Raw genomic sequence first — 24,358 nt, 5'->3', positions numbered from 1 at the left:
TTGTGTCCGGAAATTTCACTCGGTGGAAGCGTCTGCCGACCGAGGCACCGGCGCATTGGCTGCAAATGCGGACATGGTGCGCAAGGTCGCGACGACGGCGGCGATGCGTGGCCATGGCTCAAGGGAAAGGCCCGCCCGCTCCGCGTTGACGGCTTGCGGGAAGAGGACGACGTCCGCGACCGACGGAGCGTCCCCAACGGCGAACCGTCTCTCCGGCTGGCGGGACAACAGGGCTTCGACCGCCGTCAATCCTTCCTGAAGCCAGTGGCGGTTCCAGTCCCCAACGGTCATGGAATCGGCGCCCGGAATGGTGCCCAACCGCTTTGCCACGCGGGGCGGCAAAAGGGGATGGATGTCCGATGCGATGGACAGGGCCACCGACCGCGCCAGGGCGCGTTCGGCCGGATCAGCCGGTAAAAGCGCCGGCTCGGGAAACCGCTCGTCGAGATACTCGACAATCGCCAGCGATTGCGTGATCAACGCGCCGTCGTCGGTCAGAAGCGCCGGCACGAGACCCTGCGGGTTGACCGCAAGGTAATCGGCGCTCCGACTGCGCGGCTGCGCACCGAGGATGGAAATCGGGACGCTTTCGACCTCCACCCGCTTCAACGCCAACGCGATCCGCACACGGGCGACGGCGGAGGAAATCCGGTCTTCGAAAAGCTTCATGTCTTTGTCCTCACTGTTGGGGCGTGCTCACTGCTGCCGATGTGTCGACAGGCTGGTGCGAAAAGGGGGTGACAGAGGAAGGGAGGGGCTGCGAGAGCAGCGCCAGGATCGAGGGGGCCTCGCGGGGGTCATCGTCCCAGGCGCAGGGGGCGGCAGCGAGCCCGATGGCCGCCGCCATCGCGAGAAGAACACGCATCGTGCTGTCTCCCACAGTGGATGTATGATAATCATTATGATCGTAACCACATCGGCGTGGCGCCAAGGCGGGCAGTTGCGGCGATGGTGATCAGGACAACCGAACCTTCCGGTGACGATATGAGCCGCAAGACTGCCAGCACTCCCGCCGCCCCCGCCTCCGACACGCCGGCCGCTCCGCCGGCCGGGAGGTCGCAAACCGCCAAGCTGGCGGATTTCATGTGCTTCACGATCTATTCGGCCAACCTCGCCTATTCGCGGGTCTACAAGCCGGTGCTGGAGCAGCTTGGCGTCACCTATCCCCAGTACATCACCATTATCGCCCTGTGGGAGGAGGATCGGCAGACCGTCAAGAGCCTCAGCGAAAAGCTGTTCCTGGAGCCCAGCACCATGACGCCGATGCTCCAGCGGCTGGAGGCGATGGGCTATGTCACGCGGATGCGCGACGACGAGGACGAACGCAGCGTACGCGTCTCTCTGACCGAGGCGGGGCGCCAACTTCGCGAGAAGGGCTTGGGCTTCGGTGAGTTGACGGTGAAGGCTTCCGGACTTCCGCCCGACGAGTTCCGCGCGCTCCAGAGAGCGGTCGCCCGGTTGCGCGATAACCTCCGGGATGCCAGGAAGTGAAAGACAGTGGATGCGGAAGATCAAGGCTATGCGGGCTTCTCCTCAACCGAAGGTGAAGGCGTAGGCGTCGACGCCGGGATCGAGGAAACGCAGCTCGAACGTCCGCTCCCGCACCGCGCCCGCCTGCCGCACCAGCTGGTAGAGCCTGGTTTCCGAAACGGTGCCGTAGCCCTCGGCATCCGTATCCGTTCCGTGATCCGGCCCGGGTGCCATGCCGTCGATGGTGACCTGGAAACGCACGGGCTTGCCGTCCTGGGCGGGACCGAGGATGAGGTGCAGGTCGCGCGCCCGGAAGCGGTAGACGATCGCCCCGCCCGCCCGGTTCAGCCGGGCCTGCTCGGCCCCGACCGTCCAGTTGCCGGAAAGCCCCCAGCGGTTGAGCCGCAGCGCACCGACCGTGTAGTCCTGCGGATGGTCGATGCCGTCCCGTTCCGGCGATGCGAAGTTCGCAGCCTGCCGATAGCCGACATAGGTTTCGCCAGAGCGAATGTCGTCGAGGTCGGCGGGTGCCTGCGCGCCCTGCCCCGCCGGGCTGACGAGCCTCCCATCCTCGTCCCGACGTCCGGCGGCCTCTGCCAACAAATCCTGGATGACCCGTTCGGTCTGTTCGTATCCGCCCTCGCCGAACTGATGATGGCGGATTCGTCCCGTGGCGTCGGCGATATAGAAGGCTGGCCAATAGCTGTTGCCGAACGCCCGCCAGATGCGGAAGTCATTGTCGATCGCCACCGGGTAGGTGATGGCGAAATCCCGCAACGCCTTCTGAACGTTCCCGATCCGCTTTTCGAAGGCGAACTCCGGGGCATGGACACCGACCACCACCAGCCCCTGGTCCCGGTACTTCTCCGCCCATGCCCGCAGGTACGGCAGCGTGCGGATGCAGTTGATGCAGGAGTAGGTCCAGAAATCGATCAGGACGACCTTTCCACGCAGCTCCTCCGTGGTGAGCGGCTTTGAGTTCAGCCAGTCCGTCGCGCCGTCCAGGGAGGGAAGAACACCCTCGACCGGCAGGCTGCTGCGGTAGACCCGCCGGGCATCGGCGAGCACCAGACCCGTCCCGGACGTCTCCGGCGCACCCGACGTTGCGGCAGTGGCAGACGGAACGGCAGGGGCGAACCGGTCGATCAGCGACTGTTCGACGCCGGACGTTCCGGCATAGGACAGGCGGGCCAGCAACCCGGTGTCGAGCCCCAAGGCGATGACGCCGACACCGGCAAGGACGGCGATGCCGAGTCCCTGGCGCAGACGCTCCCCAACACCGAGCGACCGCTTCATCGCCGCCAGCAGCCGGCCGCCGGCCAGAAGGGCGAAGGTCAGGGATGTCGCGGCACCCGCCGCATAGGCCACCAGCAGCAGCGTGGTTTGCAGGCTGGCGCCATGAAGCGCAGCGCCGGTCAGGACCAGCCCGAGGATCGGCCCGGCGCATGGCGTCCACAGCAGGCCGGTGGCGACACCCAGCAGGAACGACCCGGCGACACCGGCCCGGCCGGACAGCCGGTTGCCGACGGCGACCAGCGGTCGGCTGAGCGCCGCCGCGGCGCGGGGCGACAGGAGCGTCCATCCGAACACCGCCATCAGCGCGATGGCGGCGGCCCGCCCGGCGCCATTCGCCTCCACCGCCCAACCTCCGCCGACGGCGGACAGCGTGGCGACCCCGGCGAAGCTGGCCACCATGCCGAACAGCATCGGCAGGATGCCACGGAGCAGCGGCTGCCCCGCCCGGGAAAAGACGAAGGGCACGACCGGCAGGATGCAGGGGCTGACGATGGTCAGGGCGCCCGCCAGGAAGGAGACGAGAAAGAGGATCATGGCTGAACCTTTCGAGGGCCGGGTGCGGCTTCGCGCCCGCCCCGAAGATCATTGGAAGATCACTGCGAGACCGCCTCGGCCGCCTCGACGATCAGGGCAGCGACGGCCTCGGGCTTGGCGGCGTAGACGGCGTGGCTGGCCTCGATCGACCGGACATGGCTGCCGGCCCGGCGGGCCATCTCCAGTTCCAGCTCCGGGTTGATCGACCGGTCGGCGGTCGCCACCAGTGCCCAGCTCGGCTTTGATTTCCACGCCGGCTCCCCGGCCGGCATCATGAAGGCCTCCTTCGCCGCGAACACCTGGGAATGGGCGAGGAAGGCCGCATCCGCCGCCGGAAGGTCCGCGGCGAAGGCACCGGCGAAAGCCGGCGGGTCGAGGTAGAGGTAGCCGTCGGCGGTGGCCTTGACGGCCCCCGGCTCAGCACCCGACACCGGCTTGCTCTCGGCCAGTTTGGCGAGGCTCTCGCCCTTGTCGGGTTCGAAAGCGGCGACATAGACCAGGGCCGCGACATGGCTGTCGTTCCCGGCCTCGCTGATCACCATACCGCCATAGCTGTGGCCGACCAGGACGGCCGGGCCCGTCTGAAGAGAGAGGACGCGGCGGGTGGCCGCGACATCGTCGCCGAGCGAGGTCAGCGGCTGCTGGACGATCGACACGGCATAGCCCTTGGCGGTCAGGATGTCGGACACCTTGCGCCAGCCTGAGCCGTCGGCGAAAGCGCCATGCACGATGACCACGGACTTCACCGGGGCGGCGGCGGCCGGCGACCAGGGAGCGGCCAGCGACAAAGCCAGACCGAACAGGGCAGCCGGAAACTTGCATCGGAGCATGGAAGTATCCCCTCATGTGGTTTGCGTCATAATGATTATTTTGATAAGTACATTGCCGGAAGGCAGGCTGTCCAGACGGAACGATGCGGATGCCGGCTCGCGGCAGGCGGTTTTTTGTACCGGCATGTATCAGCCGACGGGGCGGATACAGACCGACACAAACCGCCGGACGCGGGCAGGACTCCATCCGTCATAGGACCGCCGAACAGCAGCGGGGTTCGACCGAATGGATCACATCGACCACGTCCTGATCGTCGATGACGACCGCGACATCCGGGAGCTGGTGTCCGGCTATTTGAAAAGGAACGGCCTGCGCGTGACCCTCGCCGCGGACGGACGGCAGATGCGGTCGTTCCTGGAGCGCGACCGGGTGGACCTCATCGTGCTCGACATCATGATGCCGGGCGATGACGGGCTGGTTCTGTGCCGGGAGCTTCGTGCCGGCCGGCATGCCACGACACCAGTCCTGATGCTGACCGCGCGCAACGACGAGATGGACCGGATCCTCGGCCTGGAGATGGGGGCCGATGATTATCTGGCGAAGCCGTTCGCCGCACGCGAGCTGCTGGCACGCATCAAGGCGATCCTGCGCCGGGCGCGCATGCTGCCGCCCAACCTCCAGATCAGCGAGGCCGGACAGTTGCTGAGCTTCGGCACGTGGCAACTCGACACCGTCGCCCGCCATCTGCTCGACCAGGACGGCACGGCCGTCGCGCTGAGCGGCGCGGAATACCGGCTGCTGCGCGTCTTCCTCGACCACCCGCAACGGGTCCTGTCGCGCGACCAGCTCCTCAACCTGACGCAGGGGCGCGAAGCGGAACTGTTCGAGCGGTCGATCGACCTGCTGGTCAGCCGGCTTCGGCAGCGGCTGCGCGACGATGCGCGCGAGCCCAGCCACATCAAGACGGTGCGCAACGAAGGCTACGTCCTGGCGATGCCGGTGGAGATCATGAGGGCACGGTCATGAAGGGCGCGATCCGCCGGTTCCACCGCTTCCTGCATCCGCCCCGCACCTTGCGCTGGCGACTGTTCCTCATCCTCCTGACCGGGCTTGTTCTGGCGCACGGACTGTCCTTCGGCGCGCTGCTCCTGGAGCGCACCAGTGCCGCCAAGGCGATGATGCTCGGCACGCTGGAGCAGGATGTGGCGACCTCGGTCGCCCTGCTCGACCGCCTGCCGCCGGAGGAGCGCGGCCGCTGGCTAGCGGTGCTGGAGCGGCGCACCTATCGTTACCAGCTTGGCCCCGGCCTGCCGGGTGTGCCGGACCTTGGCAGCCGTGGTGCGGAGATCGCCCGCGCCATCAACGGCGGTGTCGGCCCCGGCTTCCCGGTGGCGGTCGAGACCATTCCGGGCGACCGCCCGCATCTCCAGGCCCATGTCACGCTTCGCGACGGCTCGCCGGTGACAATCGATGTGACACCGGCGCTCATGCCGCTCGCCGCCTGGCTCCCCCTCCTGCTGGCCGGCCAGCTCATGTTGCTGGTCCTCTGCACCTGGCTTGCCGTGCGGCAGGCGATCCGGCCGCTGGCGCGCTTCGCCAAGGCTGCCGAGACGCTCGATCCCGGCGGGAAGTCGGCGCGGCTGGAGGAGGACGGCCCAAGCGAGGTCGCCCATGCCGCGACCGCCTTCAACGCCATGCGGGACAGGATCGCCCATTACCTGGAGGAGCGCGTGCGGATCCTCGCCGCCATCTCCCACGACCTGCAGACGCCGATCACCCGCATGACGCTGCGGGTCGAGATGGCGGAGGACAGCCCGGAGAAGGAGCGGCTGCTCCGGGATTTGTCGCAGATCGAACGGCTGGTGCGCGAAGGGGTGGCCTATGCGCGTAGCGCCCATGGCGATGTCGAGACGCCGGCCCGCATCGATGTCGGATCCTTCGTCGAAAGCCTCGCCTTCGACTATCAGGACATGGACAAGCCAGTGACCGTCCGCGGGCTCTCCGGCGCGGTCCTGACCACCCGACCGCACGCGCTGCGCCGCATTCTGACCAACCTGATCGACAATGCCCTGAAATTCGCCGGAGAGGCCGAGATCACGGTGACCCGGGACGGCACCGGCCGGATCGGCATCGCCGTCCGCGACACCGGTCCCGGCATTCCCGAGCATCAGCTCACCGCCGTCCTCCAGCCCTTCTACCGGCTCGAACAGTCCCGCAACCGTGACTCCGGAGGAACCGGACTGGGGCTGGCCATCGCCCACCAGCTGGCGCTGGCGATCGGCGGGTCGCTGACGCTGCGGAACCGGCGCACCGGCGGCCTTTGTGCCGAGGTGACGCTCGGCTGACGGGGGGCTAACCGTTTCCGAAGGCAGTGGTGAAGACCGCCCAGCGCTCCTCGAACAGCCGCAAGAGGGACGGCACCTCCACCACTGCGTCTTCGCCGAGCCGCAGCCGGTTGTTGACGCCCTCCAGCAGGTCGACCAGGATCCCGCAGACCGAACCCGGATCGCCGGGTCGCAATTCACCCGCCGCTTGCGCAGTCGAAACGAGCCCGACCAGCGGTTCCAGGGCATCGCGTGACCAGGATGCCAACCGCTCCCGGAGAACCGGCGAGACCGCAGCCTCGGCGCTGACGGAGAGATAGAAGGCGGCGTAGTCGCGCGACGACCCGATCTCGACATAACGGAACGCGGCGCGGCGCAACGCGTCGAGCGCCCCCTCTCCCTCCTTGCCAGCGGCGGCGGACAGCAGGGCATCGCGGAACCGCCCGACGTCACGTCCGACCACGGCTTCAAGAAGGGCGGCTTTGTTGGGGTAACGGCGATAAAGCGTGTGCTTGGACACACCGAGTTCGGCCGCAATCTCTTCCAAACCGCTGTTGGCGACGCCTTTGCGACAGAAGACGGCCCTGGCGCCATCAAGGATGCGCGCATCGATGGCCGCAGCCTGCTCCCTGGTCGGCCTTCCTCCTGGCTTGCGTCCGCCGGTGTCCACGTTCACATCCCTTCAGCTCTCCATCCGCCAGCAAAACAGCACAGGTCCGTTGCGTTTTCCATCGCCATCTGGTATCAGCACGGCTGCGTGCCGATATCCTGACTCCAACAAGGGGCGACGCATGGCATCAATCTCCCTATCCCGGATCAGTTGGGCCACGCCCGACGGGCACAGCGTCCTGACCGGTGTCGACCTGAATTTCGGGCAAGAGCGCACCGGCCTCATCGGACGGAACGGTGTCGGCAAATCGACCCTCCTGAAACTCATCACGGGAGAACTTCAGCCGCTCGCCGGCACCGTCCGGGTCACCGGCACGCTCGGCCTGCTGAAACAGACGGTCCGACCCAGCGAGCGGGAAACAGTGGCTGCTCTGTTCGGCGTGACTGGGGCGCTCGCCCTCCTGCGCCGCGCCGAGGCTGGGGCCGCAAGCGTGAAGGAACTGGCGGACGCCGACTGGACGCTGGCAGAGCGCATCGCCGCCGCCCTGGCCCGCGTCGGGCTTGATGCCGGTCCCGAGACCCGGCTGACGGAACTCTCTGGCGGCCAGCGGACCCGCGCCAGCCTCGCTGCGGCGATCTTCGCCGCACCGGATTTCCTGCTGCTCGACGAGCCGACCAACAACCTCGATCGCTCCGGCCGCGAGGCGGTGATTGCCCTCCTCGCCGGCTGGCGGACCGGAGCGATCGTGGTCAGCCATGACCGCGAGCTACTCGACCGGATGGACGCCATCGTCGAACTGAGCTCGCTGGGTGCCGCCCGTTATGGAGGCAACTGGACGCGCTATCGCGAGCGCAAGGCGACGGAGTTGGAGGCCGCTCAACAGGATCTGGCCCACGCGGAAAAGCAGGCGGCCGAGGTCCGGCGCAAAGCGCAACACGCGGCGGAACGGCAGGACCGGCGCGATGCGGCCGGGTCACGGAAGGCGGCGCAAGGCGACATGCCCCGCATCCTGCTGGGCGGACGCAAGAGCAATGCCGAGGCAAGCCGGGGTGCCGGCGCCAAACTGGCCGACCGCCAGCGGGCGGAGGCCCAGGCCGCACTCGCCTCGGCGCGGTCCCGCATCGAGATCATGCAGGACCTCTCGGTTGCGCTGCCGCCCACCGGACTTCCGGCCAATAGGACCGTCCTGCGGCTGGACGGTGTCACCGCCGGCCATGACCCGGAGAATCCGATCATCCGCGATCTCTCCTTCACCATGGAGGGGCCGGAACGGGTCGCCATCGTCGGACCGAACGGATCGGGCAAGACGACGCTGGTGACGCTGATCGCCGGCGGGATCGGGCCGATGCGGGGGACGGTTTCGGTCGCCGTCGACTTCGCCATGCTGGACCAGCGCGTCGGCATCCTCGATCCCGATGCGTCGATCCTCGATAACTTCCGGCGCCTCAATCCCGGCGCCACCGACAATGCCTGCCGGGCAGCTCTCGCCCGCTTCCTGTTCCGGGCGGACGCGGCCCTGCAACAGGTGGGAACGCTGAGTGGCGGACAGACGCTGCGCGCCGGCCTCGCCTGCACGCTGGGCGGACCACGGCCACCGGCGCTGCTGATCCTGGACGAGCCGACCAACCACCTGGACGTCGACTCGATCGAAGCCATGGAGGCGGGCCTGAGTTCCTATGACGGCGCCATCCTGCTGGTCAGCCATGACGAGACGTTCATGACCAACATCGACATCAACCGGCGGTTGAGACTCGGCTCAGCGGAAGGCGATGGCCCATAGCCTCTGCCGGCATGACCGATCCGCGACAGGGTCGGGACGTTCACCTCCATCCGGACTTTGTATCCCACTGTATCCGATGGGCCGAACGGTACAGACGCTTTCACCATGCCCCTTGGTCGGACATGCGGGGGATACATCGGCATCTCATGTTGCGGCCACGAATGAACGCATCTCGGGAGAGATAGATGGCACGGAAACTGGAGACGGAAACCGCCGGCACGGCCCTGGTCGACCACGGGCGGCGGCGCTTCATCGGTACGGCGACCCTTGCAGCGGCGGCGGCCGGCCTCGGACTGGAAATGGGGCGGGCGCAGGCAGCGGAACCACCCGCGGCCCGGCCGACGGCGGGCTCTTCCTCGCCCACAAGCTTTAAACCCTTGAAGCAGATCGATGCCGGACCGCTCAACATCGGCTATGCCGAGGATGGTCCCGCCGATGGACCGGTGGTCCTCCTCCTGCACGGCTGGCCCTACGACATCCACAGCTATGTGGAGGTGGCCTCCATCCTGGCGGCGGCCGGCTACCGCGTCATCATCCCCCACCTGCGCGGCTATGGCACGACGCGCTTCCTGTCCGCCGCAACGCCGCGCAACGGCCAGCAGGCGGCCATCGCCGCCGACATGATTGCCCTGATGGATGCGCTGAAGATAAAGACTGCAATCCTCGCCGGCTACGATTGGGGGGCCAGGACGGCGAACATCATGGCCGCACTCTGGCCGGAGCGCTGCAATGCCATGGTATCGGTTAGCGGCTATCTGATCGGCAGCCAGGACCTTAATCGGGCGCCTCTGCCTCCCAAGGCGGAGTTGCAATGGTGGTATCAGTATTACTTCGCCACCGACCGCGGCCGCGCCGGTTATGCGAAGTATACGCATGAATTCGCCCGGCTCATCTGGCAACTGGCCTCCCCGAACTGGGCGTTCGACGACGCCACGTTCGAACGCTCCGCGGCCTCCCTCGACAACCCGGACCATGTCGACATCAGCATCCACAACTACCGCTGGCGGCTCGGCCTGGCGGAAGGGGAGGCGCAGTATGACGCACTTGAACGGGCGCTGGCGGCCTTCCCGACCATCAAGGTTCCGACGATCACCATGGAAGGCGACGCCAACGGCGCGCCGCACCCCTCACCGGACATGTACCGTGCGAAGTTCACCGGCCGGTACGAGCATCGGCTGATCACCGGCGGCATCGGCCACAACCTGCCGCAGGAGGCGCCAATGGCCTTCGCCCAGGCCGTGGTGGATATCGGTAAAGCCTGACCAGGGCTTGACCGCGGAAGTGCCATGGGCCTTCCCGGCTGGATGTCGATAATGCGGATGCCCATGAGTTCGCAGCCGACGCTGGCCAAGAGCTCGAAGCCGCCTGATGGTCACGACTCTTGCTTCGCGGCCCCCTGCCCGAGGGTATGGAGGACAGGGGGCTGCGGCAGGCCGAGCATGGATGCCATGCTGCGGCGATGGCGGACGATGTCGGCCAAGCTATAGTCGTCAAGGACAGCCAGGAAGGCCTGCAACGCCTCATGCAGAGCGCTGCGCAAGTTGCAGGCCGGACTCAGTCGACAAAGAGGCGGGTCCTGAAGCGCGCCCATGCAGTCGACGATGGCCATGTCCTCTTCGGTGTAGCGGACGACATCGCCGATCCGGATCTGCTCGGCCGGACGACCGAGGCGCAGCCCGCCGTTCCGTCCCCTCACGGTTTCGATATAGCCGCCACGCCCGAGATCGTTCGCCACCTTCATCAGGTGGTTTTTTGAAATGCCATACACCTGCGCAACCTCGCTGATGGTCGGCAACCCCTCCTGCCGCACCGCGAGGTACATGAGCAGGCGCAGCGCATAATCCGTATAGCTCGACAAGCGCATCGCCGACCAAACCTGTATAAATTCTACATCAATATAGCCGTGCTTCTTAAAACCTGCAATCGACCGTCCCATTCCGTCGGGACGGAACGCCGGCAGAAGCCGCGGTTCAATGGGCGCCGCCCCCGCCCAAATGGTCGGGCTTCTTCAGCAGCAGGGTCGCGAACAGAGCGACGAGCAGGGCGGTGCCCAACAGGAAAAATGCATCACTGAACGCCATGACGAAGGCCTGTTTGCGCACCACGGCGCCGATGGCGACATAGGCGCGGCGCCCGGCGTCGACCGGATCGGTGATGCCGTGCGACTGGAAGTACCGGGTCAACTGCTCGATGCGGGCGACGGTCGCCGGCTCGAACAGCGAAACCGCGTGCGACAGGATGTTGGAATGGAACTGCTCGCGTTTCGTCAGGAAGGTCTGCAGCAAGGCGATGCCGACGGCGCCTCCGAGGTTCCGCATCATGTTGAACAGGCCGGAGGCCGAGCCTGCGTTCTCCTTCTCAATCCCGGCGGTCGCCACCGCGGACAACGGCGCGAAGACCAGCGCCTGCCCGACGGCGCGCACGATGTTCGGCACCAGCAGTTGGTCTGCGGCGTAAGACGCGGTCATGGCGATGTTCATGAAGGCGCTGCCGGCGAAGAGCATGAAACCCACGGCGATCAGCAGCCGCGCATCGAACCGCTTCATCAGGCGCGGAACCAGCGGGATCAGCAGAAGCTGCGGCAGCCCGGTCCAGGCCAGCACGCCGCCGATCTGTTCGGCGTTGTAACCCTGGATGCGCGACAGATAGACGGGCAGGACGAAGACGGACCCGTAGAGCGCCACGCCGAGCATGAAGTTCGCAACGATGCCGAACCCGAAGTTGCGCCGCACCAGCAGCCGCAGGTTCAGCAGCGGCCGGGCGCTGCGCAGCTCGATCCACAGGAACAGCCCCAGCGAGACCGCCGCCACGATGCTCAGCCGCAGAATGAAGGGCGAACCGAACCAATCCTCCTTGTTGCCCTCCTCCAGCACAGTCTGCAATGTGCCAAGCCCCACCGCCATCGTGATTATTCCAGACCAGTCGCCCGTCTTCAGCAGGTCGAGCTTCATGGGCGCGGGGTCAAGCGACAAGGCCAGCAGGCCGACCATCGCGGCGCCGGGGATCAGGTTGACATAGAAGATGTACTGCCAGCCCCAGTTTTCCGTCAGATAGCCGCCGATGGTCGGGCCGATCGCCGGGGCGAAGGTCGCCGACAGGGCGAACAAGGCGAGCCCGATCGACTGCTGCGCCTTGGGAAGAAGCGTGATGATGATGGTGAAGGCCATCGGGATCAGGACGCCGCCGCTGAAGCCCTGGATCGCGCGCAGGATGATCATCTGCTCCAGGTTCGCGGCAAAGGCGCACAGGACCGAGAAGACGAGAAACAGCACCGCGTTGGTCAGCAGATAGCGGCGGATGGAGAAGACCTGGGCCAGCCAGCCGCTCAAGGGGATCACGATGATCTCGGCCACCAGATAGGCAGTGGAGATCCAGCCTCCGTCGTCGATGCCGGCGCCGATGGCACCCTGGATGTCGGCGAGCGAGGCGTTGACGATCTGGATGTTAAGCACCGCCATGAACGCGCCCAGCGTCGAGCCGGTCACGGCAAGCCAGTTCCGGGTGGTGGCGGCACCGGCCGGGCCGGATGCGGCAAGAGTGGACATGGTCTTGATCCTTTGCCCTGAGGGAGGTCAGCTTGCGGGCGTCGCCGTTTCGCGGGTGTCGATGGTCGGCTCGACCGACATGCCGGGGCGCAGCAGACCCGACAGCGGGCCGGGATCCAGGACGATCCTCACGGGGATGCGCTGCACGATCTTGGTGAAGTTGCCGGTCGCGTTGTCCGGTGGCAGCAGAGCGAACTCCAGACCGCTGGCCGGCGACAGGCTGTCGACATGGCCCTTCAGCTCGACGCCGGGGAAGCCGTCCACCGCGATCTCGACCGGCTGCCCGGCATGGACGTGGGTCAGCTGGGTTTCCTTGAAGTTCGCGACGACATAGACCGCCTGCAGCGGCACCACGGCCATCAACTGCGTGCCGGTCTGCACATACTGCCCGACCCGCAGCGAGCGGGCGCCCACCGTACCGGAGATCGGGGCGGCGATGACCGTGTAGGACAGGTTCAGCCGCGCCTGCTCCAGCGCGCTGCGGCTGCGGTCGCGCTGTGCCACGGCCTTGCCGCGCTCGGTGACCAGCACCGCGATCTTGTTTTCGGCGGCGGCCAGAGCGGCGCGGTCGCCGTTCACCTTGGCTTGCGCTTGTCCCAGGGTCGATTCCGCCTGCTGCGCCCGCTGGGTCGTGCCGTAGCCGGTCCGCATCAGGTTGCTGTAGCGTGCGTTTTCCTTCTGCGCGAAAGCAAGGGCGACCTCGCTCGCCGCCACGTCGGCCTTCTCCTGCTCGATCAGCGACCGCTGCAGCACGATCTGGGCGTCCAGGTTGCGGATCGCCGCCTCCGTCGTCTCCAGGTCCGCCCGTGCCTGGTCCAGTGCGACGCGGAAATCACGGTCGTCGATCCGCGCGAGCGGCTGGCCGGCGGCGACGCGCTCGTTGTCCTGCACCAGCACTTCGGCGACATAGCCGGACACCTTGGGCGCGATCACTGTATGATCGGCTTTGACATAGGCGTCGTCGGTGCTTTCCAGATGCCGCCCAATGGTCCAGTAGCGATAGCCGACGTTGCCGGCCGCGGCGACGCCACCGAGGAGAACCAGCGCCAGCGCCATGCGCTTCAGCGCCTTGCGCGTGCCGAGCGCGGCAGGCGCCGCTCCGGCCTCTTTGCCGTGAGTGAGTTCAACCATGGCACCGATCCTTTTCCGAGGGATTACCGGGAGCTGTGGCCGTCCCGGACCGCGTTGTCAGGATGGGATTGGGGTTGCCGGTTGAGAATTCGGGAAAGGCTGGAAAGATTATCCGGCGTGAGTTGATAATCGTGGCGAACCAAGGCGGCGGGGGTGCGCATGGACCGGCTGACGAGCCTGACGGCCTTTGTGCGGGTGGTGGAGTGCGGCGGCTTTTCCGCGGCGGCGCGGCGCTTGAACATGTCCGTCACCATGGTGAGCAACCATGTCCAGGCGCTTGAGGACCGGCTGGCGGTCCGCCTGCTGAATCGGACCACGCGGCGGGTCAGCCTGACCGATGCCGGTCGGGCGTATTACGACCGCTGCATCACCATCCTCGCCGAGCTGGAGGCCGCCGACGAGTTGGCCGTGGCGCTGAACGCGACGCCGCGGGGCACCCTGCGCCTTCACATCGGCACGCACCTCGCCCGCTTCATAGCGCCGGTGATCGGCGACTTCGTCGCGCGCTACCCGGCGATTTCGGTGGAGCTGACCATCGGCGAGGCTTCGGTGGACATCGTGGACGAAGGATTTGACCTGGCGGTGCACCCGTTGCAGCCGCAGAACACCAGCCTGATCTGCCGGCGGCTGACGCCCTGGCGGCATGTGCTGTGCGCGGCGCCGGCCTATCTCGAAAAGCACGGCGCTCCCGAAAGCCTGGAGGATCTGGCGAACCATAATTGCCTGCGCTACAGCCATTATCCGTTCGGCAATGAGTGGCGTTTCACTGGCCCGGACCAGTCGGACCTGTCGGCACGGGTGTCGGGCAATCTGGTGACCAACAGCGCGGAAACCCTGCTGCTGGTCGCATTGAACGGCGAGGGTCTGCTGCTGCTGCCCAGCTTCATCGTACTGGATGCTTTGCGCAGCGGAGCCCTATGCCGGCTGCTGCCGGACCACCGGCCGGTGGAGTTCGCCATCAACGCCATCTATCCGCACCGCGATCACCTGTCCACCAAGGTGAGAACCTTCATCGACCTGCTGGCCGTGCATTTCGCCCGGCATCGCGAATGGCTGAACCCCTTCGACCCCTCCTCCGCGCGGTCGGGAGCCGGACCCGACGGATTGCCCCCGCACCAGGACTGAACGGTCCCACAGGCGGCTTCGCCACTCGGCCCCAAACGCAGACAATGATAGTCTCTGTTTTCTGCTTGTGCGACAAAACGCAGACTGATATGGTCCACGTTATCGGATGGGCAGCCGGATCGCGGTGATCCGCAAGGTTCGAACGCCCGCCGTCGCCATTTCCGGCTTTTCAATCGGGCACCAGACGCCCGTTGGACAGGAGAGGGACTCATGAAAATCGTCGTCATCGGTGGAACGGGGCTGATCGGTTCCAAGCTTGTCGCCATCCTGAGCGCCAGCGGCCATGAGGTCGTGGCCGCCTCGCCCAGCAAGGGCGTGAACACCATCACCGGCGAGGGACTGGCCGAGGCGCTGGCCGGCGCTGCGGTCGTCGTCGACGTGTCCAATGCCCCGTCCTTCGACGAAAAGGTCGTGACCGATTTCTTCCGGACCTCTGGCGGCAATCTGGCCGCGGCCGAGGCGAAGACCGGTGTCCGCCACCATGTCGCCCTGTCGATCGTCGGTACCGACAGCGTCGCCGACCTCGGCTATTTCCGTGCCAAGGTGGAACAGGAACGGCTGATCGCGCAGTCCGGCATCCCCTACACCATCGTCCGCGCCACCCAGTTCCTGGAATTCCTCGCCGGCATCGCCGACGGCCATGCCGATGGCGACACGGTGCGGCTGGCGCCGGTGCAGTTCCAGCCGATTGCCGCGGACGATGTGGCCACCATTCTGGCCGAGACCGCCCTGGCGCAGCCGCTCAACGGACGCATCGACATCGCCGGTCCGGACCGCGGTCCCTTCGCCGACATCATCGGCCGTTATCTCAAGGCAGTGGGCGACCGCCGCAACGCCGTCGGCGATCCGGCAGCTCGCTATTTCGGCGGCAGCGTCACCGAATTTTCCCTGGTCCCCACCGGCCCGGCCCGCCTCGGCCGGATCAGCCTGACCGACTGGCTTGAACGGTCCAAGGCCGGCGCCTGATCGACTTTCCGGCCCAAGGCGTCGCTACCCGGCGTCCAATCAAAACCCCTCGATTGCTGAAGGAGCAGACCCATGAAGCGCTTTATCGCCCCCCTCTTGTTCGTGACCCTGCCGTTCGCCACGGCGCTCGCCGATACCCCCCAGTCGAAAAATGCCAAGGTGACCTTGGTCTACGAACACGCACTGCCCGACGTGCCTGGCAAGAGCGTCAAGGGCGTGCTGGTCGAATATGGTCCGGGCGGCTATTCGCCTGCCCATACCCATGCGAAGTCGGCGCTCATCTACGCCACCGTGCTGGAAGGGGCGATCCGCAGCAAGGTCAATGACGGCCCGACCAAAACCTATCGGGTGGGCGAGAACTTCACCGAACTGCCGGGCGACCATCATGGGGTCAGCGCCAACGCCAGCGACACCAAGCCGGCGAAGCTCCTTGCGGTCTTCGTGGTGGACACCGCCGACACGGAGCTGACCACGCTGGACAGGAAGTGACGGGGAAGTTGCGGAACAGGGATGGCTTGCGCTTTGAAACGCGGATTATTAATGTCCCTGTTCCACTGTTTTCCATCGGAACCGGCCATGGCACATCTCACCGTCAGCGTCGAGTACGGCATTCACTGCCTTCTCTGGCTGGTCTCATCGGGCAACCAGCCACTGAGCAGCCGTGACCTGGCCGAACTGCAGGGCATTTCACCGTCTTTTCTTGCCAAGATCTTCCCGAAGCTTGAAAAGGCCGGACTCGTCATGGCCAGCGAAGGCGTGCGCGGCGGCTATCGGCTCGCCAAAGCGCCGGAGGACATCACCTTTCTGGACATCGTCGATGCGATCGAAGGCGACAAGCCGCTTTTCGATTGCCAGGAAATCCGCGGTCGCTGCGCCGTGTTCGGGGAGCGACCGCCCTCCTGGGCGACATCCGGTGTCTGTGCGGTGCATGCGGTGATGCTGCGCGCGGAAAAGGCGATGCGGGCGGAATTGGCCAAGGAGACACTTGCCAGTGTCGCCAATACATTCGGCCGAAAGGCCCCGCCGGAATTCTCCGACGAAATTGCACACTGGATGCAGGACCGGTTCAATGCCCGGACCTCGACACGCACGTCGCGATCCAAATGAGTCGTCCGTCATCCCCCAGGCGGGACGCAGAGCATCGGACATTGAGCTTGGATGCGGCGTCGGGACTGAGATAACAACTATAACATTCATAGGATATGAATGATTTATATCGCCGGCCATCACGTTGCCGTGCGACCTGCTCACAAGCCTCATTGACGGCTGCAGCACTTTGCCCCATTCAACCGCGCATTCTGGACATCCATCCAACTCCCGACGCCAAGTGCGACAATCTGTCCGCTCTTAAAGATATATTTTTTGCGCATATTATATCCACAGCATCAAGCGGCCGGCGCCAACGGCGACACGCTCGATGCACCTGACACGTCACGCTGTGGACGCCGTCGACAACCGCCGACAGAGCGTACCGGCGCACTGGAGCCGAGGAGCTCAGATCATGAATACCTTCATCCTCACCACGCATCATACGCCTCGCAACGTCAGTGACCGCATTGCGCTGGGCTTCACCAAGGTGCTGCGCCTGCTGGCCGACACCTTCTTCGCCAAGCGCTATGGACATCGCGCCATCGTCCTGGAAACGGTGGCGGCGGTTCCCGGCATGGTCGGCGCGACGTTGCAGCATCTGCGCTGCCTGCGCCACATGCAGCATGACCAGGGCTGGATTCACACCTTGCTCGACGAGGCCGAGAATGAACGCATGCACCTGATGACCTTCATCGAGGTGGCGAAGCCGAACTGGCTGGAACGCGTCCTGATCCTGCTGACCCAGGGTGCTTTCTACAACGCTTTCTTCCTGCTGTACCTGATCTCGCCGCAGACGGCCCACCGTGTGGTCGGCTATTTCGAAGAGGAAGCGGTCATCAGCTACACCGGCTACCTCGCTGAAATCGACGCCGGCCGACATGCGAACCCGCCGGCCCCGCGCCTTGCCATCGATTACTGGCAGCTTCCGGAAACCGCCACCCTGCGCGATGTCGTGCTCGCCGTCCGCAATGACGAGGCCAACCATCGCGACGTGAACCACGGCTTTGCCGATACGCTGGCCGGCCGGCCGTCCGCCGATGCGGATCACCGTGACGAATCGCGCAAGGCGGCTTGATCGAAGGTGCCAAGGTGGCCGTGTTCGCCCGCAATGCGAAAGTCCGGCAGAACCCGGTCGCCAAAGCTCCGGTTCCGATGCTGGCCGTCGCCGGTGAAGAACGTATTTGGGCGGTGCCGCTTTTCGTCTGATGACGTCATCTCTCAAGAATCGGGAGCTTCGGGAATCCCGGCCCCGTGCACCATCTCCAGCCATACGCTGCCGAAGGCATTGCTCCAAATGAGCATGCACGAGGACCTTGAGAAACCTCCGCCATGACCGTATCGTTCTTGTGCCGCAGATAGACTGCGGCGTTCTTTCAGCAAGGAGCTTGCTGAGCATGGTTTCTACCAACAGCACCGGACGCGAGTCCGGCACCCTGTCGTTGCCGAGGAAGACCGCGGTTCCCAATGCCCAAGGCGCCCTGGCCACCAGAGCGGATAGCGCCTTGGCGTACGATTTTCTGGTTTTCGTCGGCCGCTTCCGCCCGTTCCATATCGGCCATCTCACCGTCATGCAGCGGGCTTTGTCGCTGGGGCGCCATCTGATCGTGCTGGTCGGATCGTCGCGTCAGGCGCGCAGCCACCGGAATCCCTTCCGCTTCGAAGAAGTGCGCTCCTGCATAGCAGGCGCTTTCACACCGGAAGAGTGCGAGCGCATCACGGTGCTTCCCCTCATCGACCGCTACAACGACCTGGAATGGATCCGCGATGTCCAGGCCGCGGTGCATGGTGTCGTCGTGCAGCATCACCGGCCTGCCGATGGCTCGACCCCAAGGGTTGGCCTGATCGGTCATTCGAAGGACCACAGCAGCTACTATCTGCGCATGTTCCCGCAATGGGGCGCCGTGGAATGCATGAACTGCCGGGGGATTTCGGCCACGCCCATCCGCGACGCCTATTTCGCCGACGCGGCGGCGGCGCTGGAGGCATGGAAAGAGGCATTGCCCGCGAATGTCACCGCCTTCATGGCGGAGTTCGCACGCACCGACGAGTACAAGCGGCTGGCCGAGGAAAGCGCCTATATCGCCAAATATAAGGCAGGCTGGGCCAACGCACCTTACCCTCCGACCTTTCTGACCGCCGATGCCGTGGTGGTCCTGTCCGGTCACGTCCTGCTGGTCGAACGCCGGGGCCTGCCGGGACGCGGTTTGCTGGCACTGCCCGGAGGCTTCGTCGGCCAGCATGAGCGGATCAAGGACGCCATGATCCGCGAGTTGCGGGAGGAGACGAAGCTCAAAATTCCAGCGGGCTTTCTGGAGGGCGGCATCCGCGCCAGCCAGATCTTCGATCACCCCTACCGCTCGACGCGCGGGCGCACGGTGACTCAAGCCTTCCTCATCCAGCTCAAGCCCACCGACGAAGGCTTTCCCAAGGTGCGTGGCGGCGACGATGCCAAATTGGCCCGCTGGATGCCGATCGCGGAAATCGATCCCGAACAGATGTTCGAGGATCACTTCCATATCATCCAAACACTGATCGCGTTGTCCAACAACTGAGTGCGGTGTCAATCCGGCGCTGCAATCCAGCATGACGACCAAGCCCGCCGGACAGACCGGCGGCATTCGGCAAAGGAGCTTTGCCATGTCAACCACTCCGTCCACCACTCTGCGCATCGTCTGCGTCCAGGCCAACCCCACGGTCGGCGCCCTCCAGGATAACTTCGCCATCATCCGCCGCCGCCGCGAGCAGTACCGCGGCAAGGCCGACCTGCTGGTGTTCAGCGAATGTTTCGGCACCGGCTATCCGCTTCAGGATCTGGTGCTGCGTCCGGGCTTTCGGCGCGATTTCCGCACGGCGCTCGACGCGCTGGCCGGCGAGATGCGGGGCGACGGCGGACCGGCGGTGCTGGTCGGCGGACCCCTCGACGGCGCCGCCCTGCCCCACAACGCAGCCTTTCTCATCGAGACCGACGGTTCGATGAGGATCGTGCTCAAGCACACGCTTCCAAACGACGAGGTCTATGACGAGAAGCGGGTTTTCGCCCCCGGCCCGCTGCCCTCGCCCGTCGATTTCCGCGGCTTCCGCCTGGGCATCGCCATCTGCGAGGATTTCTGGCACGGCAAGGTCGCCCAGTCCCTGGCGGCCGAAGGGGCAGAGGTGCTGATCGTACCGAACGGCTCGCATTTCAGGACCGGAAAGCAGGCGGTGCGGCTCGCCATCGGCCGGCGCACGGTCAAGGCCACCGGCTTGCCGATCCTCTACGTCAATCAGATCGGCGGACAGGACAGCCTGGTGTTCGATGGGGGAAGCTATGTGATGGACCGGGCCGGGCTGGTGATCGCCCAGGCCGGCTTCCGGGAATGCGTGTTCGACATCACGCTGGAGCGCGGCGAGGACGGAGCCGTCGATCTGCGGCGCGGCGACGTGCTCGGCATGCTGCCGAACGGTTACCCCGAGGAGACCGAGGCCATGTACCAGGCGTTGGTGCTGGGCTTGCGCGACTATGTGAACAAGAACGGTTTTCCCGGCGTGGTGCTCGGCATGTCGGGCGGCATCGACAGCGCTTTGTCGGCCGCCGTCGCGGTGGACGCGCTGGGCGCCGGGCGCGTGCTGCCGGTGCGCATGCCGTCGCCCTACACCTCGGCGGAAAGCATGGAGGATGCCGAACGGGCCGCCACCCTGCTCGGCACCCGCATGCTGACCGTGCCGATCGCGCCGGCGATGGCCGCCTTCGACGGCATGCTCGCTCCGGTCTTCAATGACCTGCCGGTGCCGGTGGCGGACACCACGTTGGAGAATGTCCAGGCGAGGGCGCGCGGCATGACCCTGATGGCCCTGTCCAACCGGCTTGGGCTGATGGTGCTGAGCACCGGCAACAAGAGCGAGATGAGTGTGGGCTATGCGACCCTCTACGGCGACATGTGCGGCGGCTATTCGGTGCTGAAGGACGTCTACAAGACAGTCGTCTTCCGTCTGGCACGCTGGCGCAACACGCACCGCGCCGAAGGCCTGCTCGGCCCGCAAGGGGCCGTGATGCCGGACCGCATCATCGCCAAGCCGCCGAGCGCCGAACTGCGCGAGGGGCAGACCGACGAGCAGGCGCTGGGCGCCTACGAGCATCTTGACGCGGTGCTCGCGACCATGGTCGAGGGTCTGAATGGGGCGGACCGTGCCGCCGAACTGGCGAGCGCTGCCGTCGGCCAGCCGATTTCCACCGCCTATACCGAGCGCATCGCCCGCATGACGGCGCGTGCGCAGTACAAGCGCGACCAGAGCCCTCCGGGCGTCGTCGTCACCGAACGGACCTATGGGCCGGGCTGGCGTCTGCCGGTCACCAACCATTACGGGCTGTGACCCGGTCAGCGAGAACAGGAGGTTTCAGCCATGCTCGTCAATTTCAGCAGCCGCGCCCACAACCACAATTTCGCCACCGACTTCATCGTCCGGTCGCTGCTCGACACCGACTGGTACAAGCTGGCGATGCTGCAATTCATCTGGCGGCATTTCCGCGACGTGAAGGTCCGCTTCAGCCTGATCAACCGCACCCGCTCGGTGAAGCTGGCCCGGATCATCGACGAGGCCGAACTGCGCCGCCAGCTCGACAATGTGCGCTCGCTGCGCCTGAAGCGGTCCGAGGCAGTCTGGCTGCAAGGCAACACCTTCTATGGGCAGCGCGGGATCTTCCGGCCCGAGTTCGTCGCTTGGCTCGCCGACGACTTCGCCCTGCCCGACTACCGGCTGTCGGAGGAGGACGGCCAGTGGCGCCTGGATTTCGAAGGGTCGTGGGCAATGACGACGATGTGGGAGATCTACGCCCTCAGCGTCATCAACGAGTTGAAGACGCGCGCCGCGCTCGCCAGCATGACCGAGACCGAACTCGACATCCTCTACGCCCGCGCCAAGGTGCGCCTGTGGGACAAGATCGAGCGGTTGCGCCCGCTCGAGGACCTCAGCCTTTCCGATTTCGGCACGCGGCGGCGGCACAGCTTCCTCTGGCAGGAATATGTCGTGGAGACGATGGCGGCCGAACTCGGCCCGCGTTTCATCGGCACCTCCAACACCCATCTCGCCATGAAGCACGATCTGGAGGCCATCGGCACCAACGCCCACGAGTTGCCGACGACGGTTGCGGCACTGGCGCGGAACGACGACGACCTGCAGGTGGCACAATATGATGTGCTGCGGCTGTGGCAGGAGACCTATGGCGGCGCGATGCTGGTTTTCCTGCCCGACACCTTCGGATCGAGCCAGTTCCTGAAGGACGCGCCGGACTGGGTGGCGGACTGGACCGGAATGCGGGTGGACAGCAAGGAGCCGGTGACGGCGGGCGAGGAATACATCGCCTGGCTCGAACGGCACGGCCGCGATCCCCGCGAGAAGCGCGTCCTGTTCAGCGACGGGCTGGATGTCGAGGATATCGTGAAGCTTCACCAAACCTTCGGTGGCCGCATCCGCGACGGTTATGGCTGGGGCACCCTGCTGACCTCGGATTTCCGGAACTGCCACCCGCGCAACGGCCAGGGGCTCGATCCGCTGAGCCTCGTCTGCAAGGTGACCGCGGTCGAGGTCGATGGCGCCTGGAAGGGAGCCGTGAAGCTCAGCGACAATTACGAGAAGGCCACCGGGCCGGCCTCCGAAGTCGCCCGCTATCGTGCCATCTTCGGCACCGAGGGCGTCGCCAACGTCCCGGTGCTGGTCTGAACCGGAGGAGAGAAGCCATGACCAAGTCCATTATCAGCCCCGCCATTGACCCCGGCGCCGCTCTGGAGGCCGTCGCCGCCGCCCTGCCGGTGCGCAGCACCAGCGTTTCGCTGGCCGGCAAACGGGTTGGGAAGCTCGACGTCGATCCGGTGAACGGGTTCGCCGCCATCGGCGGCGGCAATCTGGCGCCGCCGGTCGCCAATGCCCAGGTCAGCCGCATGATCGCCGAGATCGACCGCACCGACCGGCTGTTCCTCTCGGCAGGCTATCCCATCGCGGTGTTTCTCGACACCCATGAACCGGGCAAACCCGAATACCCCTACCCGCCCCACTGCGAGGCCGGCACCGGTGAGGAGAATCTGGTCGAGGCGCTGTCCTGGCTGGACGGCGCCCCCGGCGTCACGCTGATGCGCAAGGACTGCATCAATGGCGTGGTCGGGACGACCGACCTCGCGAGCGGGCGGAACCGGCTGTTCGACTGGATCGCCGCCAACGGCATCGAGACGCTTGTTGTGGACGGCATCTGCACCGACATCTGCGTGCTTCAGGCTGTGCAGGCTCTGCTGTCGGCGCGCAACCACGGCATGACCGGACCGCTGCGCGAGATCGTCGTGTATGAGCCGGGATGCGCCACCTACGATCTGCCGCTCGCCACCACCCGCAGCCTCGGCCTGCCCGACACCGCGGCCCACCCACAGGCGGTCGCCCACCACATCGGGCTGTATCTGATGCAGGCGAGCGGCGCCATCATCGCCGACGAGCTTGTCTTCCGCGGCGCGTGACCGCAAGCGCCGTCAGGTCGGCGCGATCATGTGCGGGACGAAGCGGCTGGTGTTGCCGGTGATCAGGGCGCGGTCCTCGCGGATTCCCAGACCGCAGGCCTTGTCGCCGGCCATCCACACGCCGAGGACGGCATGGTTGCCATCGGCCTCCGCCAGCGGCGTGAAGGCCTGATACACCCAGCCCTCGTCGACATAGGGCCCTTCGGTCTGCGCAATCGGCTGGCCAACCGGGAAACCGGCGGCGTCGAGGGTGGCGATGCTGACGTTGCTGCCCTCGCGGCCGAGCAGCGGCTTCGCCACCACCATACTCCCAGCCGGAAAGCCGGTGCGGTCGAGGGCCGTCGGCAACAGGTTAGGGTGGCCAGGGTTCAGTTCCCACAGCAGGGCGAACAGCCCCTTCGACGCCATCACCATCTTCCAGGCCGGCTCGATCATCCGGATCCGCCCTTGAGCGGCGGCGGTCACCAGTTCACGGCCGGTCGTCTCCCGGATCATCCAGTCCCAGGGATACAGCTTCATCAGGTGCCGGATCGGCAGACCGGCCTCATCCAGGAAACAGCCGGAGGCGTCGTCGTAGCGGATCGCCTGGATCGGCATCGCCTTGGTGGTCATGCCGGCGCGCAGCGCCAGGGTCTGGAGATAGGCGATGGTCGCCTCGTCCTCCGGATGCGGCATCAGGCAGGCGAAATGCACCGCCTCGGCCTGCGATGCCATAGTGGGAGATGCCAGGGCAGGAAACATCTGCATCCGCGCCTGCCAGCGCTCGACCAGGGCCTCCTCCAGGCTGTTGAACTGGTCGGCGTCCGGATGGACGTCCTGAAGCCAGCACCATTGGGCGACGGCGGTCTCATAAAGCGAAGTCGGCGTTTCCGCATTCAACTCCAGCGCCTTCGGCGCCCCGCCCTTGCCGTCCCAGGCGAAGTCGAAACGGGCGTAGAGCGCCATGTCCCGCCCCTTGCGCTCCGCCCAGCTTGCCTCTATGGCGGGAGCCGCCCAAGGGGGAAGTCCGACCGCCTCGTAAAGACCGCGCGTCACGACATGGCCGACCGCGTCCTCGCACAGCCGGTAAACCTCCTCGGCGGCGGCCTCCAGCGTCTCGATTTCGGCGAGGGAGAAGCGCCAATAAGCGCTTTCGTCCCAGTAGGCCGTGCCGTCGGCATCGGTGTGGAAGGGAAAGCCGATCTCGTCGAGCTTGGTCTGCCACTGCGGGCGAGGGGCTGTCGGGACGCGCTCCATGG

At 66.0% G+C, this 24,358-nt stretch carries 23 protein-coding genes; 15 read left to right on the top strand and 8 right to left on the bottom strand.

Features of this window, described 5'->3' with window-relative positions:
- Positions 1-15 precede the first annotated feature (15 nt).
- Positions 16-669 (bottom strand): maleylacetoacetate isomerase, encoded by a 654-nt coding sequence (gene maiA / locus ACCD06_RS21030; protein WP_413343251.1) that lies wholly within the window; start codon positions 667-669, stop codon positions 16-18.
- A gap of 315 nt (positions 670-984) precedes the next feature.
- On the opposite strand from maiA, the gene ACCD06_RS21025 reads away from it, so the two are divergent.
- Positions 985-1,491 (top strand): MarR family winged helix-turn-helix transcriptional regulator, encoded by a 507-nt coding sequence (locus ACCD06_RS21025; RefSeq protein ID WP_413343249.1) that lies wholly within the window; start codon positions 985-987, stop codon positions 1,489-1,491.
- A 42-nt stretch (positions 1,492-1,533) separates the two neighbouring features.
- Here the strand turns inward: ACCD06_RS21025 and ACCD06_RS21020 are convergent, their stop codons facing one another.
- Positions 1,534-3,300, bottom strand: coding sequence for a cytochrome c biogenesis protein DipZ (locus ACCD06_RS21020; RefSeq protein ID WP_413343247.1), 1,767 nt, complete (start codon positions 3,298-3,300; stop codon positions 1,534-1,536).
- A 59-nt stretch (positions 3,301-3,359) separates the two neighbouring features.
- Complete coding sequence (locus ACCD06_RS21015; RefSeq protein ID WP_413343245.1) at positions 3,360-4,130, bottom strand: alpha/beta fold hydrolase; 771 nt, start codon at positions 4,128-4,130, stop codon at positions 3,360-3,362.
- 226 nt (positions 4,131-4,356) lie between these two features.
- Between ACCD06_RS21015 and ACCD06_RS21010 the strand changes: the two genes are divergently transcribed.
- Together ACCD06_RS21010 and ACCD06_RS21005 are read left to right on the top strand one after the other, a co-directional pair.
- Positions 4,357-5,097: a response regulator gene (locus tag ACCD06_RS21010; protein ID WP_109155728.1), complete on the top strand. Its 741-nt coding sequence runs from the start codon at positions 4,357-4,359 to the stop codon at positions 5,095-5,097.
- A complete protein-coding gene (locus ACCD06_RS21005; RefSeq protein WP_413343242.1) occupies positions 5,094-6,416 on the top strand; it encodes a sensor histidine kinase in 1,323 nt (440 codons plus the stop codon). Before ACCD06_RS21010 ends, ACCD06_RS21005 begins: the two co-directional genes overlap by 4 nt.
- 7 nt (positions 6,417-6,423) lie before the next feature.
- Here ACCD06_RS21005 and ACCD06_RS21000 read toward each other — a convergent pair whose 3' ends face one another.
- Positions 6,424-7,071, bottom strand: coding sequence for a TetR/AcrR family transcriptional regulator (locus tag ACCD06_RS21000; protein ID WP_413343240.1), 648 nt, complete (start codon positions 7,069-7,071; stop codon positions 6,424-6,426).
- Between the two features lie 115 nt (positions 7,072-7,186).
- Between ACCD06_RS21000 and ACCD06_RS20995 the strand changes: the two genes are divergently transcribed.
- On the top strand, positions 7,187-8,785 hold the full coding sequence (locus tag ACCD06_RS20995) for an ABC-F family ATP-binding cassette domain-containing protein (RefSeq protein WP_413343238.1): 1,599 nt from the start codon (positions 7,187-7,189) through the stop codon (positions 8,783-8,785).
- 185 nt (positions 8,786-8,970) lie between these two features.
- Positions 8,971-10,047, top strand: a complete 1,077-nt coding sequence (locus ACCD06_RS20990; protein ID WP_413343236.1) for an alpha/beta fold hydrolase — start codon at positions 8,971-8,973, stop codon at positions 10,045-10,047.
- Positions 10,048-10,157: 110 nt separating this feature from the next.
- Here the strand turns inward: ACCD06_RS20990 and ACCD06_RS20985 are convergent, their stop codons facing one another.
- From ACCD06_RS20985 to ACCD06_RS20975, 3 genes are read right to left on the bottom strand one after another with little or no spacing between them, the layout of a single operon-like run.
- On the bottom strand, positions 10,158-10,721 hold the full coding sequence (locus tag ACCD06_RS20985) for an Rrf2 family transcriptional regulator (RefSeq protein ID WP_413343234.1): 564 nt from the start codon (positions 10,719-10,721) through the stop codon (positions 10,158-10,160).
- Between the two features lie 34 nt (positions 10,722-10,755).
- On the bottom strand, positions 10,756-12,330 hold the full coding sequence (locus ACCD06_RS20980; protein ID WP_413343232.1) for an MDR family MFS transporter: 1,575 nt from the start codon (positions 12,328-12,330) through the stop codon (positions 10,756-10,758).
- A 27-nt stretch (positions 12,331-12,357) separates the two neighbouring features.
- Positions 12,358-13,461: an HlyD family secretion protein gene (locus tag ACCD06_RS20975; protein ID WP_413343230.1), complete on the bottom strand. Its 1,104-nt coding sequence runs from the start codon at positions 13,459-13,461 to the stop codon at positions 12,358-12,360.
- Between the two features lie 159 nt (positions 13,462-13,620).
- Here ACCD06_RS20975 and ACCD06_RS20970 point away from each other — a divergent pair, with 159 nt between their 5' ends.
- From ACCD06_RS20970 to ACCD06_RS20925, 10 genes are all read left to right on the top strand, one after another.
- On the top strand, positions 13,621-14,586 hold the full coding sequence (locus tag ACCD06_RS20970; protein WP_413343228.1) for a LysR family transcriptional regulator: 966 nt from the start codon (positions 13,621-13,623) through the stop codon (positions 14,584-14,586).
- Between the two features lie 210 nt (positions 14,587-14,796).
- Positions 14,797-15,552, top strand: a complete 756-nt coding sequence (locus ACCD06_RS20965) for an SDR family oxidoreductase (RefSeq protein ID WP_413343226.1) — start codon at positions 14,797-14,799, stop codon at positions 15,550-15,552.
- 72 nt (positions 15,553-15,624) lie between these two features.
- The gene (locus ACCD06_RS20960; protein ID WP_413343224.1) at positions 15,625-16,041 is read left to right on the top strand and encodes a cupin domain-containing protein; all 417 of its coding nucleotides are present in this window, start codon (positions 15,625-15,627) and stop codon (positions 16,039-16,041) included.
- A gap of 87 nt (positions 16,042-16,128) precedes the next feature.
- Positions 16,129-16,659, top strand: coding sequence for an RrF2 family transcriptional regulator (locus tag ACCD06_RS20955; protein ID WP_413343222.1), 531 nt, complete (start codon positions 16,129-16,131; stop codon positions 16,657-16,659).
- A gap of 394 nt (positions 16,660-17,053) precedes the next feature.
- Positions 17,054-17,716: an alternative oxidase gene (locus tag ACCD06_RS20950; RefSeq protein WP_413343220.1), complete on the top strand. Its 663-nt coding sequence runs from the start codon at positions 17,054-17,056 to the stop codon at positions 17,714-17,716.
- Complete coding sequence (locus tag ACCD06_RS20945; RefSeq protein ID WP_413343218.1) at positions 17,713-17,847, top strand: hypothetical protein; 135 nt, start codon at positions 17,713-17,715, stop codon at positions 17,845-17,847. Before ACCD06_RS20950 ends, ACCD06_RS20945 begins: the two co-directional genes overlap by 4 nt.
- A 188-nt stretch (positions 17,848-18,035) precedes the next feature.
- Positions 18,036-19,193: a bifunctional nicotinamide-nucleotide adenylyltransferase/Nudix hydroxylase gene (locus tag ACCD06_RS20940; protein ID WP_413343216.1), complete on the top strand. Its 1,158-nt coding sequence runs from the start codon at positions 18,036-18,038 to the stop codon at positions 19,191-19,193.
- 85 nt (positions 19,194-19,278) lie between these two features.
- Positions 19,279-20,991, top strand: a complete 1,713-nt coding sequence (locus tag ACCD06_RS20935) for an NAD+ synthase (RefSeq protein WP_413343214.1) — start codon at positions 19,279-19,281, stop codon at positions 20,989-20,991.
- Between the two features lie 30 nt (positions 20,992-21,021).
- Positions 21,022-22,338, top strand: a complete 1,317-nt coding sequence (locus ACCD06_RS20930) for a nicotinate phosphoribosyltransferase (protein WP_413343212.1) — start codon at positions 21,022-21,024, stop codon at positions 22,336-22,338.
- A 17-nt stretch (positions 22,339-22,355) separates the two neighbouring features.
- Positions 22,356-23,120 carry an isochorismatase family protein gene (locus tag ACCD06_RS20925; protein ID WP_413343210.1) on the top strand — a complete coding sequence of 255 codons (765 nt, stop codon included), beginning with the start codon at positions 22,356-22,358 and terminating at the stop codon, positions 23,118-23,120.
- Between the two features lie 12 nt (positions 23,121-23,132).
- Here the strand turns inward: ACCD06_RS20925 and ACCD06_RS20920 are convergent, their stop codons facing one another.
- Positions 23,133-24,356 carry a glutathionylspermidine synthase family protein gene (locus ACCD06_RS20920; protein WP_413343208.1) on the bottom strand — a complete coding sequence of 408 codons (1,224 nt, stop codon included), beginning with the start codon at positions 24,354-24,356 and terminating at the stop codon, positions 23,133-23,135.
- Positions 24,357-24,358 lie beyond the last annotated feature (2 nt).

It is taken from the genome of Azospirillum sp. CT11-132 (assembly GCF_047302835.1).
Classification (GTDB): Bacteria; Pseudomonadota; Alphaproteobacteria; order Azospirillales; family Azospirillaceae; genus Azospirillum.
The sequence above is the reverse complement of the archived record's forward strand: the minus strand, read 5'-3'. Positions and strand labels throughout refer to the sequence as shown.

Coding starts and splice junctions, on each gene's coding strand:
- maiA (WP_413343251.1), bottom strand. CDS start 669: ATGAAGCTTTTCGAAGACCGGATTTCCTCCGCCGTCGCCCGTGTGCGG.
- ACCD06_RS21025 (WP_413343249.1), top strand. CDS start 985: ATGAGCCGCAAGACTGCCAGCACTCCCGCCGCCCCCGCCTCCGACACG.
- ACCD06_RS21020 (WP_413343247.1), bottom strand. CDS start 3,300: ATGATCCTCTTTCTCGTCTCCTTCCTGGCGGGCGCCCTGACCATCGTC.
- ACCD06_RS21015 (WP_413343245.1), bottom strand. CDS start 4,130: ATGCTCCGATGCAAGTTTCCGGCTGCCCTGTTCGGTCTGGCTTTGTCG.
- ACCD06_RS21010 (WP_109155728.1), top strand. CDS start 4,357: ATGGATCACATCGACCACGTCCTGATCGTCGATGACGACCGCGACATC.
- ACCD06_RS21005 (WP_413343242.1), top strand. CDS start 5,094: ATGAAGGGCGCGATCCGCCGGTTCCACCGCTTCCTGCATCCGCCCCGC.
- ACCD06_RS20995 (WP_413343238.1), top strand. CDS start 7,187: ATGGCATCAATCTCCCTATCCCGGATCAGTTGGGCCACGCCCGACGGG.
- ACCD06_RS20990 (WP_413343236.1), top strand. CDS start 8,971: ATGGCACGGAAACTGGAGACGGAAACCGCCGGCACGGCCCTGGTCGAC.
- ACCD06_RS20985 (WP_413343234.1), bottom strand. CDS start 10,721: ATGGGACGGTCGATTGCAGGTTTTAAGAAGCACGGCTATATTGATGTA.
- ACCD06_RS20980 (WP_413343232.1), bottom strand. CDS start 12,330: ATGTCCACTCTTGCCGCATCCGGCCCGGCCGGTGCCGCCACCACCCGG.
- ACCD06_RS20975 (WP_413343230.1), bottom strand. CDS start 13,461: ATGGTTGAACTCACTCACGGCAAAGAGGCCGGAGCGGCGCCTGCCGCG.
- ACCD06_RS20970 (WP_413343228.1), top strand. CDS start 13,621: ATGGACCGGCTGACGAGCCTGACGGCCTTTGTGCGGGTGGTGGAGTGC.
- ACCD06_RS20965 (WP_413343226.1), top strand. CDS start 14,797: ATGAAAATCGTCGTCATCGGTGGAACGGGGCTGATCGGTTCCAAGCTT.
- ACCD06_RS20960 (WP_413343224.1), top strand. CDS start 15,625: ATGAAGCGCTTTATCGCCCCCCTCTTGTTCGTGACCCTGCCGTTCGCC.
- ACCD06_RS20955 (WP_413343222.1), top strand. CDS start 16,129: ATGGCACATCTCACCGTCAGCGTCGAGTACGGCATTCACTGCCTTCTC.
- ACCD06_RS20950 (WP_413343220.1), top strand. CDS start 17,054: ATGAATACCTTCATCCTCACCACGCATCATACGCCTCGCAACGTCAGT.
- ACCD06_RS20940 (WP_413343216.1), top strand. CDS start 18,036: ATGGTTTCTACCAACAGCACCGGACGCGAGTCCGGCACCCTGTCGTTG.
- ACCD06_RS20935 (WP_413343214.1), top strand. CDS start 19,279: ATGTCAACCACTCCGTCCACCACTCTGCGCATCGTCTGCGTCCAGGCC.
- ACCD06_RS20930 (WP_413343212.1), top strand. CDS start 21,022: ATGCTCGTCAATTTCAGCAGCCGCGCCCACAACCACAATTTCGCCACC.
- ACCD06_RS20925 (WP_413343210.1), top strand. CDS start 22,356: ATGACCAAGTCCATTATCAGCCCCGCCATTGACCCCGGCGCCGCTCTG.
- ACCD06_RS20920 (WP_413343208.1), bottom strand. CDS start 24,356: ATGGAGCGCGTCCCGACAGCCCCTCGCCCGCAGTGGCAGACCAAGCTC.